Below are 16,732 nucleotides of genomic sequence, written 5' to 3'. Positions count from 1 at the left end.
TATCGGACAATTAGGCGGCGGCCAGGCCGAAGTGACGTTGCTCCTCGTCGCCGTAGGCACCATGGGTGAGCTTTATCATTCCGGCACGGTCGACGATCGTGATCTCGCCGCGCTTGGCGTGAACCAGCCCCCGATATTCAAGCATTTGGAGAGCGGTGGTAACGCCGGGGCGCCGAGAGCCAAGCATGGTCGCCAGAAATTCATGCGTCAGGTAGATCTTATTTCCTTCGGTCCTGTCGTGGACCATCAGCAACCAGCGGGCCAGCCGTTCCTCGATTTTGGAATGGCCGTTGACCAGTGCCGTCCGGGACGACTGGACAAGGAAGGCGTGGGCATAGCGAAGCAGTGACTCGCGAAGGGACTGGCTCTCTGCAATCACAGGACGAAGATTTTCAACCGGCAGGCACCAGCCATTGCCTGCGACTTGGATATAGGTCTCATTGGGAGAGCTGTCTTGGCCGAGAATGACGGCAACGCCTGTCATCCCATCGTAGCCAACGATCCCGACTTCACTCTGCCGCCCTCCAGTCATGGTGGCGACCACCGAAGCAATACCCGCCTCTGGAAAATACACATGCTCGATTGGCTGATACGGGACCTCCAGTTGGGCTTTGAGGTTCAGTTGGACACGATGCATTGACGGCAGTAACAGCGCGAAATCCTCTGGGGAGAGGGCTTGCAACACATGATTGCGAGGAAGGGACACGGCTCTCTCCCGGACGGGCAAGAGCACGTACCCTCTCACTGTCGGCTGCATCCGCAGCACTGGCGGCCGATATCGAAGCATAGGCTTCAAACGCGCGATTGGCAAAACCTTCGCCACCCGTGGCCGACTTCAAACTGAGGCAAGACCCTGGCGGCAGTCGATCCGGCGCCGGCAGAACACCTTAACGAACGTACTGTGCGGATTTGTGCCACAACCGGGCGCGCAATCCTGCGCAGCTGTGCACAGCGCAGCAAGAAGCCCTTGCAGAAAAGCCTTGGAAAACTGGTGCTGCGAGAGAGGATTGAACTCGCCCAGCGAGCAGTCAACTATCTGATTCTGCTGACGATTTTTTTGCCGCCAATTCCGACTGTGTACCACCCCCGTGTCTTTGCCGCAAGCGGTGACTGGCCCTGAGGTCGTCAAGGCTGCTACGCGAACGACCCGCTACTTCCAAAAACGCTTCTGAAAAGGTGGATCGTGGTACAATCTTGGTTGCCTCATCTCCCGGAAACCTCGCCGCCACCAGCTCTCTGCACAGGAGCTGCGTGAAGCGAGGGTCGTTTATGCAGCGCTTTGTTAGCTCAGCAAACCGCTTCTTGCGCTCACTCATCGCTGTTGCGCACTCCGCCTCGATGTTCTGCTGTATGTCCTTATCCTCGACGGAGGGAGGCATCGCAATTTTCTCCCCTTCGTAAAGCAACGGAGGACGCTGCTGGTCCTGAAATACGTCCCGCATAAACGCGTCATATTTCTCTCGCGATTGAGGCGACATGTCCTCCTTCCGCTGTTCCATCTCGGCCTTTGCTACCATTGCCTCCAGAAACATCTGTTCATAGCTGATTGCCGACAAGAAGCCTTCCGCGGCTCGACTCGTCGTGATCCGGACATCTATCTCTCGACCGAGTTCGTTCAATCCATCAAAGAAGGCGTTGACGTGCTGCCCAATCGTCTTTTTGTGAATGGCCGGCTTTGTTAGCTGCGGTTGAGTAAAGGTTGGCGTTTCGGCAAGAGCCGCCGTTACCTTTCTTATCGCTTCATCGGGTGTCTTGAACACGACGATCGCGGGTATGCGGAGGACCTTGTAGCCGCAATGGACAGAGTACTGATCTCGAGTGCGGTCGCGTTCTACCTGCTCGGTGGATGAGTGATAGGCCGCACCGTCCACTTCGATGATCTGACGACCATTCGCCACAAAGTCGTAACGGTAGTTCTCAACCTTGACCTGCATAGCTAGGGTCAGCTTCGGCGACCTCAGCACGCCGTTGTCCGGTTTAAGGTCGAACTCCTTCACCATCGCCAGGAGGAACTGTTCTTCAGCCGGAGATTCGCAGCCCTCGCAAAACAAGGTCAGCCAGTCGTCGTCCTCAGGTTTGGCATCGCGCCATGTTCGTGCTGGCGGCAAATCGGGATACGGTGAGGGCTTCAGATCTTCGTAGATGGACCACGCCAGAAATCCCACCAGGAACAAAGATAACGGGAAGAAAAAGCTGATCGGCAACAAAATTGCGATCAGCCCAATACGGCGCCAAATGGTCTTATCAATCTGACCTTGCACACAACACCTCAAGCCAAAATCTACGATCGGTCGTGAGCCGAAGTTCAAATCGGAAAGGCACCCTGACCCTTATGCGTGATCTTCAGCATATCGCGCTGAACCCTGCAACACCGGCGAGGCGGTGTGTTCGACGAGCAAGGCTGTCGCCTTCTCGATGTCGCTGCCGATGTGTCGCAGGACCCGTCCACGGGAGCGCGGATAGCTAATAGGTGGCAAGCCCCCAAAGGCGCGTGACCTCGGATAGACATGCAGTTCCTTGGCGTAGGGTCCGTCGCCCCACCCCTTGTGCATACAGCCACAAGTCGATTCAGTCGTTCAAGATGATCTCAGCGCTATGGTCCAGGCGGGACTTGATCGCCTCCCAGCCTGGCATGGAGCGCGTGAGAAGGCGGAAGAACTCGGGGCTGTGATTGTGTTCCCTGAGGTGGCAAAGCTCGTGGGTAATGACGTAGTCGACCGCCTCGCGCGGAGCCTTGACCAGGAACGGATTGAGGGTGACTGAACCGCCCGTCGCGCAGCTCCCCCATTGCCGCTTCATGTCGAGCAGTCGGAAGGGTGGCGGTTCCTGGACCCAGGGCAGCGCCTTGGAAATTGCCTCGATGCGGCCGGCGAAGTAGTCCCGCGCCTTGACGCGATACCAGGCCCGCAAGCGAGCCCGGAGCGCCGCCCTGTCGGTGTTATCGGTCGCGACGATAAGCAGGCCGCGCTTTAGCTTAATTGACCGATCGGCCTTGGGCATCTGCATGATCTTCAGCACATAGCGGCGCCCGAGGTAGAGGGCCTGCTCACCGCTGACGTATTGGCGTGGCAGGACATGCTCGAAGCGTTTCCTGGCATCGGAGACATGCCGGAGAACCCAGCGGGCACGCTTCATGACGGCCTTGCGGATGGCCTCCTCGCCGGCGTCCTCGGGCGCCTCGACCTCGACGGCTCCATCGGGATGGACATGGATGGCAATGCGCTCGCGCCGGGCAGGGTTTATCCGCACGGCATAGGCGATGTTCTGGTCGCCGTAGCGCAGCGTCGACAGGTTACGCTCAGAGAGTGCCACGGGAGGCTCCCAGGCGAACGATCTCGACTATGCGGTCTACCAACGCCTGGGCCTTGTCCAGCCCTCCCAGCGCCTTGAAATAGCGCGGCAGGAGCCTGGTCCTGATGTCGGCCTCTATGTTGGCCGGGTTGATCGAGAACGTCGCCACCGCGTTGCTCACGATCCCGTCGATGTGGAAGGCTTCGGCGACAAGCCAGTCCTCACCCCGATCCCGCGCGGCAACCTCGCCTAGGACAATCGGGAACAGACCGAAATAGGCCTGCGCATGCGGATTGTCCGGGAAGCGGTCAGGGACATGGGGGTTGGCCCGCATCCGCGCCTTTTCCTCCAGTTCCTTGAACAGGATGTATTGCTTATGGGGGTGATCGAAGAGGGATTCCGCCTCCTTGATCGCCTGGCGTAGCAGATCGGAAAAGACGGCCTGGGCATAGGGGTCGTCGGCCAGCGTCTGTTCGATGGTTTTGGTCAGTCGTGTCTTGATGACATCGGTCTCGGCGCGGGCCTTGTCGTCGCTCCAGGCGGCGTCATAGCCGGCCTGCTGGTTCTCCGTGAAGCCAGTGAGGTCGATGACGCCTTCCGACTCCTTGATCTCGACGCCGACGACTTGCTTGTCGACCAGTTTGCGTATCTGCTCCTCGTAGGCCGAAAAGTCGACGGTCTCCATGGCATCCTGCTTGGCCTGGATGCGCAGCTCGGTGAAGAACTTCAGGTCCTTCTTGTAGCCGGCGATCGTCGCCTCGCTGAAAGAGCCGTCCTCGAAGAAGGCGCGGGATGAAAGCGCCAGCTTCAGGCACATGCCGAAGTCGGTCAGCGCAGCATAGAAATCCTCGCGCACCTTCTGATTGCGATCGTAGCTTACGCCCCCTTCGCTAAGGACCGAATCCGGGGTCAGCACCAGACGGTACTGCTCACGGTCGCCTTTGTTCCTGACGCTGGCGAAGATTGCCCACAACGAGGCATGGAGGCCAGGCAGGCGCTTGTACTCGGTCGAGACGCTGGCGAAGGTGCCCTCGATGTCCTCGATGTCGTAGCCGCCCTGGGTGCGCTCGGCGAGGTCCTGATAATCCTTCAGCGACGTGTCGAGTTCGGTCAGGATGCCGCGATAGTCTACCAGAAATCCGAACTGCTTGGCCTCGTGCAGCCGGTTCACCCGCGCGATGGCCTGGAGCAGATTGTGTTCTTTCAGATATTTATCGATGTAGAGCACCGCGTTGCGCGGCTCGTCGAATCCGGTCAGCAGCTTATCGACGACGATGAGGATGTCGGGCTTGCCGGGCGTGGCGAAATCCTCGATGACGCGACGCTCGTATCCTTCCGCATCGCTGCCGACATTCGCCGCCCACCATTTCTGGACTTCCGGGGTCTTCGCCTCGTCGGTGTCCTCATGGCCTTCGCGGGTGTCGGGCGGCGAGATAATGACGGCGCTGGTGACGAGACCCGTGGCGTCGAGCGCCTGCTTATAGCGGATTGCGGAGAGCTTGCTGTCGGTCGCCAGCTGCGCCTTCAGCGCGGTGCCAAGCTCCTTGAAGTTCTGCGAGAAATGCGTGGCGATGTCCCAGGCGATGAGGTCGATGCGGTTGCCGGCGCGATAGACACTGCCACGGGTGGCGAACTTCTTCTTCAGATCGGATTGCTGCTTGTCGGATAGCCCAGTGGTGATCTTGTCGAACCATTTGTCGATCGCCTCAGCATTGACGTCGACCACCGGCCGGCGCTCCTCATAGAGCAGTGGGGTGACCGTCCCATCCTCCACAGCCCGCTGCATAGTGTAGGCGTGAAGGATCGGCCCGAACTTGTTCTGCGTCTTGTCGTCCTTCAGCAGCGGTGTCCCGGTGAAGGCGATGAAGGCAGCGTTGGGGAGGGCCTTGCGCATCCGCTCATGGTTTTCGCCGCCGTGGCTACGATGCCCCTCGTCCACCAGCACAATGAGGTCTTCGGACGCGTTGTGGCATTCCTTGAAGCGTGTCGCTGAATTGAACTTTTGCAAAAGCGTAAACATGATGCGCTCGGTGCCGGAGCCGATGCGCTGCGCCAGGTCGCGACCGGAGGAGGCCCTGGCGCTCTCGCCGTCCTTCTTCGTCGCCACCGCAGAGCCGAAGGCGCCGCCCGCCATGAAGGTGGTCGACAGCTGGCGCTCCAGGTCGACCCGGTCGGTGATGACGATGATGCGGCAGCGGGCAAGGGCGTCGTGGATCAGCAGCGCCTTGAGCAGAAAGACCATAGTGAAGGACTTGCCCGAACCCGTGGTGTGCCAGATGACGCCGCCCTCGCGCCCACCGTCGCGGTTGCGCCTTTCCATCCGCTCCAGCATCGACTTGATGCCGAAGACCTGTGGATAGCGAGCGGCGATTTTGCCGAGCTTGCGATCGAAAAGCAGGAAATAGCGGACGAATTCCAGGAGGCGGTCGGGCCGCAACAGCGAGACGATGAGCCGATCTTGTCCGGTGGCGGCGACAGGCTTCGACCAGAGGCCATCGAAGAAGGCGCGGACATGGTCCGGGCGCTCGGCGAACAGAGCGGAATGCTGCTCCGCCGTCAGCCCGGTGTTGACCATGGTGTCGATCGCGGCAGCGGGAATCTCCTCCTCGCGCCACATCGACCAGAATTTCGCCGGTGTCTCGGTCGTGGCGTATTTGCCGTCCTGCCCGGCGATGGACAGGAGGAGTTGGGCATAGGCGTAGAGCGTCGGGATGCCGTCCGGCTTCTGGTTGCGCAAATGCTGCGAGACTCCTTCGGCCAGCATCAGTTTTTCGGCATGGCTTCCGGTCGGGCGCTTGGCCTCGATGATGGCCAGCGGGATACCGTTGACATAGAGCACGATGTCGGGCCGAAAGCGGCCATGCCCGCCCTCCCGCTCGACGGAAAGCTCCTCGGTGACGTGGAGGCGGTTGCTCGCGGGGTCCGCGAAGTCGACCAGCGGCACGGTGACAGAATGCTTGTACCCGTCCGGCATGAACTCGGACACGGTGACGCCAAGGGCGAGATGTTTCCAGACCCGCTCGTTGGCAGGAGTCAGGCCTTCGTTGAGGCCGGTGTCGTTGAGCGCCTTCAACACCTGGGCCATGCCGCTGGCGGAGAGCGTATGGCTCGCGCCGCGATAGGCGAAGCGCCAGTCTGATAGATGGTCGTGGGTCACGCTGTCGAGCAACACCGCCCGTTCGCCGCCGCGCAGCCTCAGGCATTCGGCCGGCGACAAATAGGACCAACCGAGCTTCATCAGCAAAGCGAGCGCAGGGACCTTGGCCTGAATTTCCTCGTCAGTCCGTGGGCGCTCTAGGGCGTTCACACCGTCACCCGCCGCTTGCCAGTCAGGAGGTTCTGCATGAGGCCTCTTTTCTCACGTATTAATCTCGCTAGGTCTCGGCGATAGAGTTCTTCAGTATTGGCGGCGCTATTTAGTACAGCAGATATTGCGACCTGTTCACGATAGGATGGCAGCCGCGCAGAAATCTTCGATAGAGATTTCTTTGTTATGTGCTTCATACTTGTCCCATGGACCTTTGATCTCAGGTTATCGATCTCGAAACTGATCAAGTAAAAGCCAAAATTGCGATCGATATCTGCCCGAGGGACTACTTTGAAAATATGTTGATTTAAAACCGCATCTTCATCCTTCCAAATGAATGTTTCCAAAGTGGCGGACCAAGACAACAAAAAGTCGCCGTAGCGCACGAGGTGTTTATCTTCCACGTGGCCCGAAAACCGGTTCAACGTGTCGCTGCTCTTGGTGAGATTCTGGATACGGACAATCGGCAAGCCCGACACGCCCCAGTCTGATGGCTTGAATGCTCGTCCGTTTATGAAGTCGAAAGCATCGACCAGCAGGGAATCACGCCAGTCATTGCTGACGTGACCATTCAACCGTCGCTTGCCCGTGAGCAATTGCTGCATGAGAGCCCGCTTCTGGGCCTCGGCATTTGCGAGCAGCTCCTCGGTTGTCTCAATGGCTGCATCCCAGGTCGACAGGATTTCGGCGATCTTTTTTTGCTCAGCCATTGTCGGGATAAGAAACCGGAGTTGGCCAAGGTGCCGAAGCGATATGAATGGCTGTGCTCCGCCTGATCTAGCTTCATGGCCAATGCGGCTTTCCTCTGACCGAAATGCCTGGAAGAAGAACCCAGGATCGATTTGTTCGGGGTTTGGCTTTAGCAAAGCGACATTCTTCATGCTGAACTCGAATGTCACGTTCACTGCGGCACATTGGCCGATGCCGGCGCCAATATTCACAACCACAAGATCGCCGAATTGCGGATTGCATCGTCGATAAATTTCGCGGTGATCATCCTCTGTGAGAAAAAGACAATCGTCAAAACGTATGCGTCCATCTTTTACATGAATAGCCGTAATGTATGGAACGCCACTATCGACCGGGATCGGGGTATCGTGCGTACCGTCCGTAACTTTCGAGCAAATCTGACGGGCATTCGCGGTTCGCCATCCCTCAGGCACCATAGCCAAGTTCCCTCAAGAATCGTTCCATCTTCGCCTCAAGCTCGGTCATCTCTGCCTTCAGCCTCAGACGCACTGCCCGCACCGCCATCAGGTCGATTTCCTCTCTTTCCTCGAAAGTGTCGACATAACGCGGGATGTTGAGATTGAAGTCGTTGTCGGCTATCTCCTTGGCGGTCGCCAGATAGGCGTATTTATCGATCGAGACACGGTCATCGAAAGCGGCAAATATCTTGAGAAGCTGCTCCTCACTCAGCCGGTTCTGGTTTGTGCCTTCCTCGTAGTCGCGGCTGGCGTCGATGAAGAGCACGGTGTCGTCGGGCTTCTTCTTGCGGAAGATGAGGATGGCAGCGGGGATGCTGGTGCCGAAGAACAGTTTCTCGGGCAGGCCGATGACGGTGTCCAGAAGGTTCTCCTCAATTAGCTTGCGGCGAATCTCGCCCTCGCTCGACCCCCGGAAGAGAACCCCATTGGGTACGACGACAGCCATGCGGCCAGTGCGCGGTTTCATGGTTTCGATCATGTGTAGGATGAAGGCGTAGTCGCCCTTGGTTTTCGGCGGCAGTCCCCGGCGGAAGCGTCCGAAGCGGTCGGTAGCGGCCTTCTCCCATCCCCATTTGTCGAGACTGAAGGGAGGATTGGCGACGACGACATCGAAATGGCGCAACCGGTCGTCCGCCGTGCGCAGCTTTGGATTGCCAATCGTATCGCCCCATTCGACCTGATGATTGGTCTCGCCGTGCAGGAACATGTTCATCTTGGCCAGCGCCCAGGTCGAGCCGATCGCTTCCTGGCCATAGAGCGCGTATTTTCTGGAACCGGTGTGCCTGGTGATCTCCTGCCCGCATTTCATCAGCAGCGACCCGGACCCGCATGTCGGATCGCAGATGTCGTCGCCTTCCTGGGGCTCGACCAGTCGAGCTATCAGTGTGGAGACTTCGGCAGGGGTGTAGAACTCGCCCGCCTTCTTGCCGGCCGACGCCGCGAAGCGCGAGATGAGATATTCGTATGCACCGCCGATGATGTCGAGGCTGCCAACCCGGCTTGGCCTAAGGTCCAGGCTGTCCTTGGCGAAATCCTCCAGCAGCATCCGCAAAATGTCGTTCTTCTGCTCCTCGTCGCCCAGCTTGTTGGCGTTGAAGGAAATGTCCTGGAACACATCGCGCAGCTTGTTGCCGTTCGCCTCTTCGAGGGCATGAAGTGCCTTATCGATGCGCTCGCCGTTACCGGCCTTATGGCGGTCGCGGTGGAGATCATAAAAGCTCGCGCCCTTCGGCAGCACGAACTGCTCGTTCTTCATCAGGGCTTCGATGAGGTCGGGATGATTACCGTGCTCCTTGCGGTAGGTCTCGTAGTGGTCCTTCCACACATCGGAGATGTATTTCAAAAACAGCATGGTGAGGACGTAGTCCTTGTAGACCGATGCGTCGACCGTGCCCCTGAAGGTGTCGCAGGCGGCCCACGCCGCCTTGTTGATTTCTGCTTGTGTTACGCGACCCGCTGCCATGATGCCCCCCTGCTGAATGCGATTTATAGAGCCCAACACGCGCGAGATAGCAACTGTCAGCCTTGCTCCAAATTTGGAAGAAAAATCCGAGGGGTCGAAATCAATATTTGCGGATCAAAGATACCCCCCCGTGCCGGGCCCACTATTGCCTTCCCATAGATGGCAGGGCTTCACACATGCGTGCCATTGAAGCCTGCCCATGTGGCATGCCGCATCGAGCCCGTGCTCTCCTGATGCGCAGGTGGGGGTTGCAGCGAATATCGAACCCTATAGCGCCGCCGCCGCGTCAGCATGGTCTATGTACAAGATATCACAGCGAATCTCGAAGCGCTTCTTCTCGCCACTAGCAGGCAAGAAACTTGCCTGAATCTCCGGCGGGATTGGAATGAACACTCGATTCTTCATGACAATAGTCGACGTCTCGAACGCGCCGCCGCCAGATTTAATGCTGAGGGGGGATTGAGTTTGCAACTCGTAGTAGAGCCCAAACTCTTCTGAGTGGTGTTCGAAAATAAAGAGCGCACGTTGGCCACCCCAAACAACCGAGGTGCGGTGTGGCTGTAGAAAGAACTCCCCCTTTTCCTCCCACACTTTGTCAGTGAGTGCCAGAAAGCACCTGTAGCCCTTTAGCGGTGTTTCGTTATCGGCGATCGTCAGGAGTTTGCGATCTGTTCGCACGTCGAGCCTTTCAAAAGGCGGTAACGCATCGTGGTTGGGTTCCGCAGCAGGTAGCGAGCTTTCGTTTTCGATGACATCTGGAACAACATCCCGAACAGGCCCGGCCGCTGCGCTGTCGACTACCTGAAAACTGCGCCGAGCCAGCCCTGAGGATTTATCCACCGCTTGGGCAAAATTCATCTTTCCACCCATGTAGTCATCCCACACGGAAGTCAGACTCTCCAAGTCATCGGCCTCATATTCAAAGATTTCTCGTGATCGGCTAATGCTTTTGAGAAACGCCTCAGCTCCCTGCTTCGTAGCACTTGGCACTAGATCAGATACTTTCGGGAATATCATGGTGCGTACAAAATCCTTAGCCATGTGACCAAAGGCGATGTACTCACGTTCGTAAAGGTCGATCAGCATTCTTGCCGTCGGTGCTGTCGGGTTTATAAAAATCTCTAATGGCGGCTTGCGGCTTGTTACAAGTATCGGCACACCATGGGAGATAGTACCTAGTCGTATATTTACCTCTATGAAATAATCCGATGACAAGATCGATGCGAGGCGGAACACGAGAGCCTGCTCTTCCGAAGTAAACGTCCTTTCTGGTTTGACCGTTAGGACGGACGGCTTGTCCTCCATTTCTTCAATCTTGCAGAATTTCCTTAGATACCCGATTTCGCATTCCCGGCGCTGATTGTTCCTCGATAACATGATGAGCGGCCGATCGGCGGAAGCGTGCTCGACTGTTGTGTTGTCGGTGCCGGCGTATACCAAGACGGGCTGGCTTACTGATAGGTTTCGCACCTCCTCGAGAAGTTGAGAGTCGCCCGGCTCGATCCGTACGCGCAACTTTCCGCATAGTTCATACCGATTTTGTCGAGCAGCCCAGTTTACGAAAAAATTGTTGGCGTTGCTCTCCGGCCTGGTGGCAAGCCTGATGGAAACGAAATCGTCAATGCGCGAGATCATGTTCTGTAATATCTGGAGACTGGGAGTCGTTAGCGCTTCACGCCCCGCGGTTGGTTCAAGGAAAAGAAAATCTGCGATGCCGCCGAACTGGTAGGCCGATGAGACCCCCGCAGTGGCAAGGCCGAAGCCGCTTCGAAACGTCCTCAGACTATTGATCCCCTGTCGGACGGTCATTCTTCCCGGGAGGGCTTGGCCGCCATAAGAAACGTCTGTCATTTCCACGCGCACCTCTCCTGTAATCGCGCCGGTAATCTTCACCGACGCTTGAAGCCCTCCCCCGAAGTCGGCCCGCTCCTCCTCGTAAGACCAAGACGCGACCAGCGCGGGAACGGAGTCACTTACCGCACCGCCGCTTGCATTCCTGCCATTCACCGTCACTGCGATAGGAAGAAAAGCGACGAATTCGGAAATATACGCCTCTGCCTGCGCTACGTTGATCGGCTTATCAGCCTGAATGTTCGCCTCAATCACCGTGCCGGGAGAACCCGTTGGTTCGCGAGCTTCAAAGATGATGCAGTCTTCGGTGACGGATAGCGTCGATAGGCTAGCGGAGCAGAAGGTGCGCTCGCCTGAACGTGCGCTCTCACTAGTTACCGTGAGATTCTCGGCTATCCCAAAGTTGGCCATCGCGCCAATTCCAAAAGTACCGACGACGCCGGCAGCTCTGGCCTCGTCCGTATTTTTGCTGCTTGAACCGGCCCGCCAGAAGTGGTTCCGGAGATCCTCGCGGGACATCCCAATGCCGTTGTCCGTTATCTTAACGCGAAGCGGCTCGATGATTAGGTTGATTGCAGGCACAAAATCTGCTCGGGAATGCCGGCGCAGAAGAATAGCGTCGAAGGAGTTCTGCACGTTCTCGCGAAGTAAGGCGAAGGGCGATGGGTATATCTGCTTTGCCAGCAGCTCGATTACCCGACTCATTTCAATGGCGAAGGGTATCTTTTCCGGTGTACTGGTCATTTTCGAATTGCTCCCAGAGCCTGTATGCGCCGCCTTAGGTCATCTGCGATGCTCGCCGGCATTTCTATTCGTTCCCAATCACGCTGAAGCACATTAGTCGCAACGTCGGCTTTGCCCAGTTCGACGTATGCCTGCACGACGAACGCAAGTTCCTCGATTGAGTCTGGCGGGTCCGCTACTTCAATGACTTTTGACCAGTCGCGAGCGTCCTGGGCGGCTTGCAGCATTAGCCGGCGTTGGTAGCTGCCTGCCTCAAGGGGCAACGGTGAGAGCAGAGCGACGGCCCGCTCAGGGTGTCCGGTCTTTGCCAAAGCCTCCGCTTCGCCCACAACCGTTCGAAGGCGATTCTGATCGACCGAGACGGGGCGGCCGACTGCATTCTTTGGAGGAGTCCACGATAGGTGCGCAAAGGTGGCCCCACCGAAATCAAGCAAACGTTCGGGAGCAAAGAGGTTGGCCACCGCCATGGTCCTAACGTGGATCTTCGCGCTTTGAAAATCGGGGGCAATCTCGATGAGGTTATACTGACGGTGGGTACCGGTCGGAAGGTCATACCGCCCTGCGCAAAGGGAACCCGCGCTTACTACCGCCATTCGCTCCCGATCGGGCAGCCATACCTCCTGGGGAGCAATCTGCGCCTTGTGATGATGGCCGTACAGTCCGAGACGATATCCACGTCCGATCATCCCTCGAACCAAGTCCGCGTCCATATAGTCAGTTCTGTACGGAGGCCCCTCGACATTGTGGTGCCATACCGCAATCCGAAGGTTATAGTTTCCGCCCGCATCGTCTAAGTCGAGGTGGCTCTTGGCAATTGCCTCCTTTCGAATCATTCCATGAAAGGCGAAGCAGTCATTGCCCACACAGGAGTTGAACGCGGCGAGGCCAATCTTGCGGTCACACAATTCGAAAAGATTTGCATCGGCGCCCGACCTAACCTGCAGAAGGCCCGGTACGCCATGGTAGAAACGCCTGAAGAAGTCCCAAAAAGCATCCAGGCGCTTCTCATAGAGTGCCCGATCGGTGATACGGTAAAGAGTTCGGCTATTCCAATCCCAGCGAAGGTCCGCTCCCTCATCGAGCAATTTGGAAGCAAGCCCTGCGGGGATGTTCGCCTCGGGCACCGGAGTCATCGACTGAAAGGCGGTGTTCCAATCGATATCGTGATTTCCGGGGATGAGCACAACTTTCGACCGATCTCCATCCAGGAATCGGCGAGTTAACTCATCCAGAAACTCGGCCGCTACTTCATACTGCCTGTCCAACTCTTGCCGAATGTTGTCCGTGCCAAGCTTCGTGCCCTGAATAATGTCGCCGCTGACAACGATAGCTTCCGGCGGTGGAATGGGTGTTTGTTCTGCTATATAGCTGTTCCGGTCGCTCACCAGAGCCGAAACTAACTCATCATTTGATATTGGATCGGTTGGTGATCGATGTAGATCCGAAATATGCAGGATTGTGAAACCCTTCTTCCCGGTTTTTCTCGGCTCCTTCATGCTGCCCCCCTAATGCCCGAAGGAGCTAATAGCAGAATTTGTTACTTGTGGCGGGCTAAATTGAACAAAAAATCCGAGGGCGTCGAACTCGATAGGTGCAGGACCCCGATACCCCCCTATGGGTGTCGGGCGTTTCGGTTGGAGAGCACGGCCATCGGTAAAAAAACGCTGATTGGTGTGGGAGAGAGACTGCCGCATGAACCCCGCGAGTGTTACGGCTGATGCCGGCAAACATCGTGGCCTAGAGGCTGTTGTTAGGCAGGCCCTTGCAGTTCTAAAGGCCGAGATGAAGCGCCACGGCCTTTAGCTTTGTCCGTTAGACTATAGCTCAACGGACAGGGCAGGCATCGTCCGAAAGAGTGTCCGTTAGGGTTGACTTCCATCAACGGGCAGCCTATCTAACGGACATCATGCTAACGGACACCGAGGAAGCAGTATGTCCAAGACCGTACTATATGCCCGCGTCTCAACAGTCGACCAGACCCTAGACCACCAGAAGGCCCACGCAGAGGCCGCCGGGTTCGCCATTGACGAGGTAGTGGCCGACCATGGGGTCTCCGGGGTGACTACCACGCTTGCCGAACGCCCGGAGGGCCGGCGGCTCCGGGACATGCTCCGGAAGGGGGATACGCTCGTGGTCCGCTGGGTGGACCGGCTGGGCCGCAACTATCAAGACGTGTGCGACAGTATCAGGGAGTTCATGCGCCGGGGCGTCGTGATCCGAACCGTCATCAACAACATGACCTTTGACGGAGCGACAAAGGACCCTATGCAGCAAGCCGTCAGGGACGCGCTCATTGCGTTCATGGCCGCGACCGCCCAAGCGCAGGCGGAGGCCACCAAAGAGGCCCAGCGGGCAGGCATAGATGCGGCCCGAGCGAAGGAAGATCGGTATCGGGGCCGCAAGCCAAGCTACAACAGGGCTACGCTTGCGACCGTTCTAGACATGTTGGGGCAGAATGCTGGGGCGTCCGCGATTGCGAAGGCGACCGGCCTTACCCGGCAAACCATTCTCCGCATCAAAGACGAGCCCGTCACCGCTGAAAAAGCGCTGGCGGCGTGGGGCATGTAAAAGGGGAAGCAACAATGACGTGGACAGTGGCACTGGTATTTCTGACGGTCTATGGGGGGCTCGGCGTCGGCGCCCTCCTATGGAACTGGTTCGTACGATGGCTGTGAGACGGTTCTCTACAGAGAGAAGCGCCTACAGTCCCTCTGGGACGCATTTGCTATTGACCGGCATTTCGAGCCGCCGTTAAACGCCGTTCCGTACAGTCATCGAAATCGCAGCATGCAACTCACATCCCAGCAACACTCAGAAATCCTTAGACACAGAATTCCGCTTTCGATGGTGTTTGATGCGTCCGACCTATCGCGTCAGCAGGCCATCAGGGCAATGTCCGAAAACAATGAAATGGTGATGGTCAACGGCATTCCCTGCCGCAAAGACCGCACGCATGTGCTACGAACTCGACACGGCCACTGCGTAGAGTGCAATCCAGCGGGGCTCGCATTTCAGGACCGGCACTCGCAGGAAGGCCACACATATTTGGCAGGAAGCGAAAGGACCGGACTATTCAAGATCGGAATGGCCGTCGATCCGCACCGGCGGGAACGCGCTATTAATCTACAGCACTACGGCGGCGCTTCAGACTGGAAGCTATTGGCGCTGGTGCGAAGCCAGAGGTCCGGCCTCATCGAGTACGAAGCGCAGCGTATTCTTGCTGTCTATCGAGTTTCTGGTAGCTATGAAAAGGACGGTCGCAAGCAGTCGTGTTATGAGCTTTTTCGGTGTTCACACGAGGCAGCTCTCACTGCACTGAAGAAGTCCGCCGCATTGCATGGCCGCGAGGTAACAATGGAAGTCCCGCCGGCTGGACGCTATGGGATCAGAGAAGAGCACCCCATCACATTCGAGCCGCAAGTAAGCATGCAAGGCGTCGTAGGTTCCGAGGGACAGGGAAGCGGCCTGCTCAAAAGGACGGCCACTCCGACTGTCGAGAGTAATGCCAGCTCATCGCGCACAGCAGCTACGTCACGGAGCTGGATGCTTTACGCGGGCTTGATAGTTGCTGCGTTCATCGGTACGGCGCAGTTCACTAGTGTCTTTGACGCCGCCGTGGTCACGGCCTGCTTCGGGGGACCGCTGATCCTGGCCCTTTGGGCTTTTCTGACGGACTTCAACAAACCCGGGAAGAATTAGACTTGGTGGGCGTGCCCGCGCTGTTGAAAAATCCCAACAACCCATTGCAGAGCGATCCAATGAACACCACTGCCGGCCACCAGGCCGACCATAAGGCTGCACGCAAGCTGCTCGCCTTGATTGACGAATTCAGCAAACTGGACCCGGAAATGCAGATCCAGCAGATCGCAGTTTTCCTTCACATCATGGAGAAGCAGGATCTCACGATGGGTGAGGTCGAACAACTTACCGGGCTTAGTTCATCGTCTGTGAGCCGCAACGTCGCCGCTCTATCAAAGGTCCACCGCAAAGGGCTGCCGGGGCATGACCTAATTTATTGCATATGAAGATAGTCTCGACCGCCGCATCAAGCGTCTGAAGCCCACCCCGAAGGGCAGGAAAGTTTTTAGCACCCTCACTGTCATTCTCGGAAGTTGAGCCTCTGGCGCTGCGATCGGCTGCATATGCCGCGGCAGAGCAGCGCCTTTCGCAACTTTTTTTCGGGCACACTTGCATCCCTACGGGCACAATCTGCATTCCTAAACCTCTGAAAATATTCATTCGCGCTGGATACCAAATCCAGGGCCTTTACCTTAAGTGCCTGTAATATAATAATTTTTTCTTGACCGCCGCGCCCTGCCGCTCCATATTCGTACCGTGATCGCACCGGGTTCCACATAGGGAGCCAAAGGCTTCGGTCATCCCCGCCCAGCCATCGAAGCGGAAAACTCAAAACAGGTGGCTGCCCTGTCTGGCCAGCCCGGTTGATTGCATTCATGCCAAGCGGTTCTCGGACCGTGAGCGAAACCGTTATGGGGGAAGACGATGTCCTCCAGTCGAACCATAAAATGGAGCGGGTCCGGATACGGGACCGGTTGCAGGCAGCAAGTCTCCGCTGCTCGGGCGCCGGACATCTGGACCGCGCATAGCCGCCAAGCCGGGTAATTCCGGCGAGGGTAGCGGAGAGTGGGCAGTCTTGCACACGGGGCACCGCGAACCGGCTTCGGTCAGCACGACCGACCGGCGGCAGATCAGAAGAATTGAAAGATCACGAGACCGGCACCCCGGTCTCTTTCAATCAACCGTTCCCGTCCCTCTAGGTGGTGTGGACTCTTAGGATTCCCTTTTTGACCGTAGCATGATTCAAGACTGCTTTTGGAGGCAGCCTTGGGTGTAATGGATCGGTTGATA

11 protein-coding genes are annotated in these 16,732 nt (G+C 57.5%); 3 read left to right on the top strand and 8 right to left on the bottom strand.

Features of this window, described 5'->3' with window-relative positions; translation table 11 throughout:
- Positions 1-10: 10 nt before the first annotated feature.
- From NKH12_RS08380 to NKH12_RS08345, 8 genes are all read right to left on the bottom strand, one after another.
- Positions 11-706 carry a Crp/Fnr family transcriptional regulator gene (locus NKH12_RS08380; RefSeq protein ID WP_352952672.1) on the bottom strand — a complete coding sequence of 232 codons (696 nt, stop codon included), beginning with the start codon at positions 704-706 and terminating at the stop codon, positions 11-13.
- A 322-nt stretch (positions 707-1,028) separates the two neighbouring features.
- Positions 1,029-2,261: an endonuclease domain-containing protein gene (locus NKH12_RS08375; protein ID WP_352952671.1), complete on the bottom strand. Its 1,233-nt coding sequence runs from the start codon at positions 2,259-2,261 to the stop codon at positions 1,029-1,031.
- Between the two features lie 307 nt (positions 2,262-2,568).
- Positions 2,569-3,312 (bottom strand): M48 family metallopeptidase, encoded by a 744-nt coding sequence (locus NKH12_RS08370; RefSeq protein ID WP_352952670.1) that lies wholly within the window; start codon positions 3,310-3,312, stop codon positions 2,569-2,571.
- A complete protein-coding gene (locus tag NKH12_RS08365; protein ID WP_352952669.1) occupies positions 3,299-6,598 on the bottom strand; it encodes a type I restriction endonuclease subunit R in 3,300 nt (1,099 codons plus the stop codon). Before NKH12_RS08365 ends, NKH12_RS08370 begins: the two co-directional genes overlap by 14 nt.
- The gene (locus NKH12_RS08360) at positions 6,595-7,764 is read right to left on the bottom strand and encodes a restriction endonuclease subunit S (protein WP_352952668.1); all 1,170 of its coding nucleotides are present in this window, start codon (positions 7,762-7,764) and stop codon (positions 6,595-6,597) included. Before NKH12_RS08360 ends, NKH12_RS08365 begins: the two co-directional genes overlap by 4 nt.
- Positions 7,754-9,268 carry a type I restriction-modification system subunit M gene (locus NKH12_RS08355; RefSeq protein WP_352952667.1) on the bottom strand — a complete coding sequence of 505 codons (1,515 nt, stop codon included), beginning with the start codon at positions 9,266-9,268 and terminating at the stop codon, positions 7,754-7,756. Before NKH12_RS08355 ends, NKH12_RS08360 begins: the two co-directional genes overlap by 11 nt.
- A 267-nt stretch (positions 9,269-9,535) precedes the next feature.
- The gene (locus NKH12_RS08350) at positions 9,536-11,863 is read right to left on the bottom strand and encodes an ATP-binding protein (RefSeq protein WP_352952666.1); all 2,328 of its coding nucleotides are present in this window, start codon (positions 11,861-11,863) and stop codon (positions 9,536-9,538) included.
- Positions 11,860-13,359: a metallophosphoesterase gene (locus NKH12_RS08345; protein ID WP_352952665.1), complete on the bottom strand. Its 1,500-nt coding sequence runs from the start codon at positions 13,357-13,359 to the stop codon at positions 11,860-11,862. The genes NKH12_RS08350 and NKH12_RS08345 overlap by 4 nt, the downstream gene beginning before the upstream one ends.
- Before the next feature lie 436 nt (positions 13,360-13,795).
- Between NKH12_RS08345 and NKH12_RS08340 the strand changes: the two genes are divergently transcribed.
- The 3 genes from NKH12_RS08340 to NKH12_RS08330 all read left to right on the top strand — a co-directional run bounded on the left by NKH12_RS08340 (position 13,796) and on the right by NKH12_RS08330 (position 15,888).
- Complete coding sequence (locus NKH12_RS08340) at positions 13,796-14,431, top strand: recombinase family protein (RefSeq protein WP_352952664.1); 636 nt, start codon at positions 13,796-13,798, stop codon at positions 14,429-14,431.
- A gap of 219 nt (positions 14,432-14,650) precedes the next feature.
- On the top strand, positions 14,651-15,562 hold the full coding sequence (locus NKH12_RS08335; protein WP_352952663.1) for a GIY-YIG nuclease family protein: 912 nt from the start codon (positions 14,651-14,653) through the stop codon (positions 15,560-15,562).
- A 2-nt stretch (positions 15,563-15,564) separates the two neighbouring features.
- Entirely contained in the window at positions 15,565-15,888 is a 324-nt protein-coding gene (locus tag NKH12_RS08330) for a MarR family transcriptional regulator (protein ID WP_352952662.1), read from the top strand.
- Positions 15,889-16,732: the final 844 nt, after the last annotated feature.

Origin of the sequence: Mesorhizobium sp. M1322, assembly GCF_040318085.1 — a bacterium.
Taxonomy (GTDB): Bacteria; Pseudomonadota; Alphaproteobacteria; order Rhizobiales; family Rhizobiaceae; genus Mesorhizobium.
The sequence above is the reverse complement of the archived record's forward strand: the minus strand, read 5'-3'. Positions and strand labels throughout refer to the sequence as shown.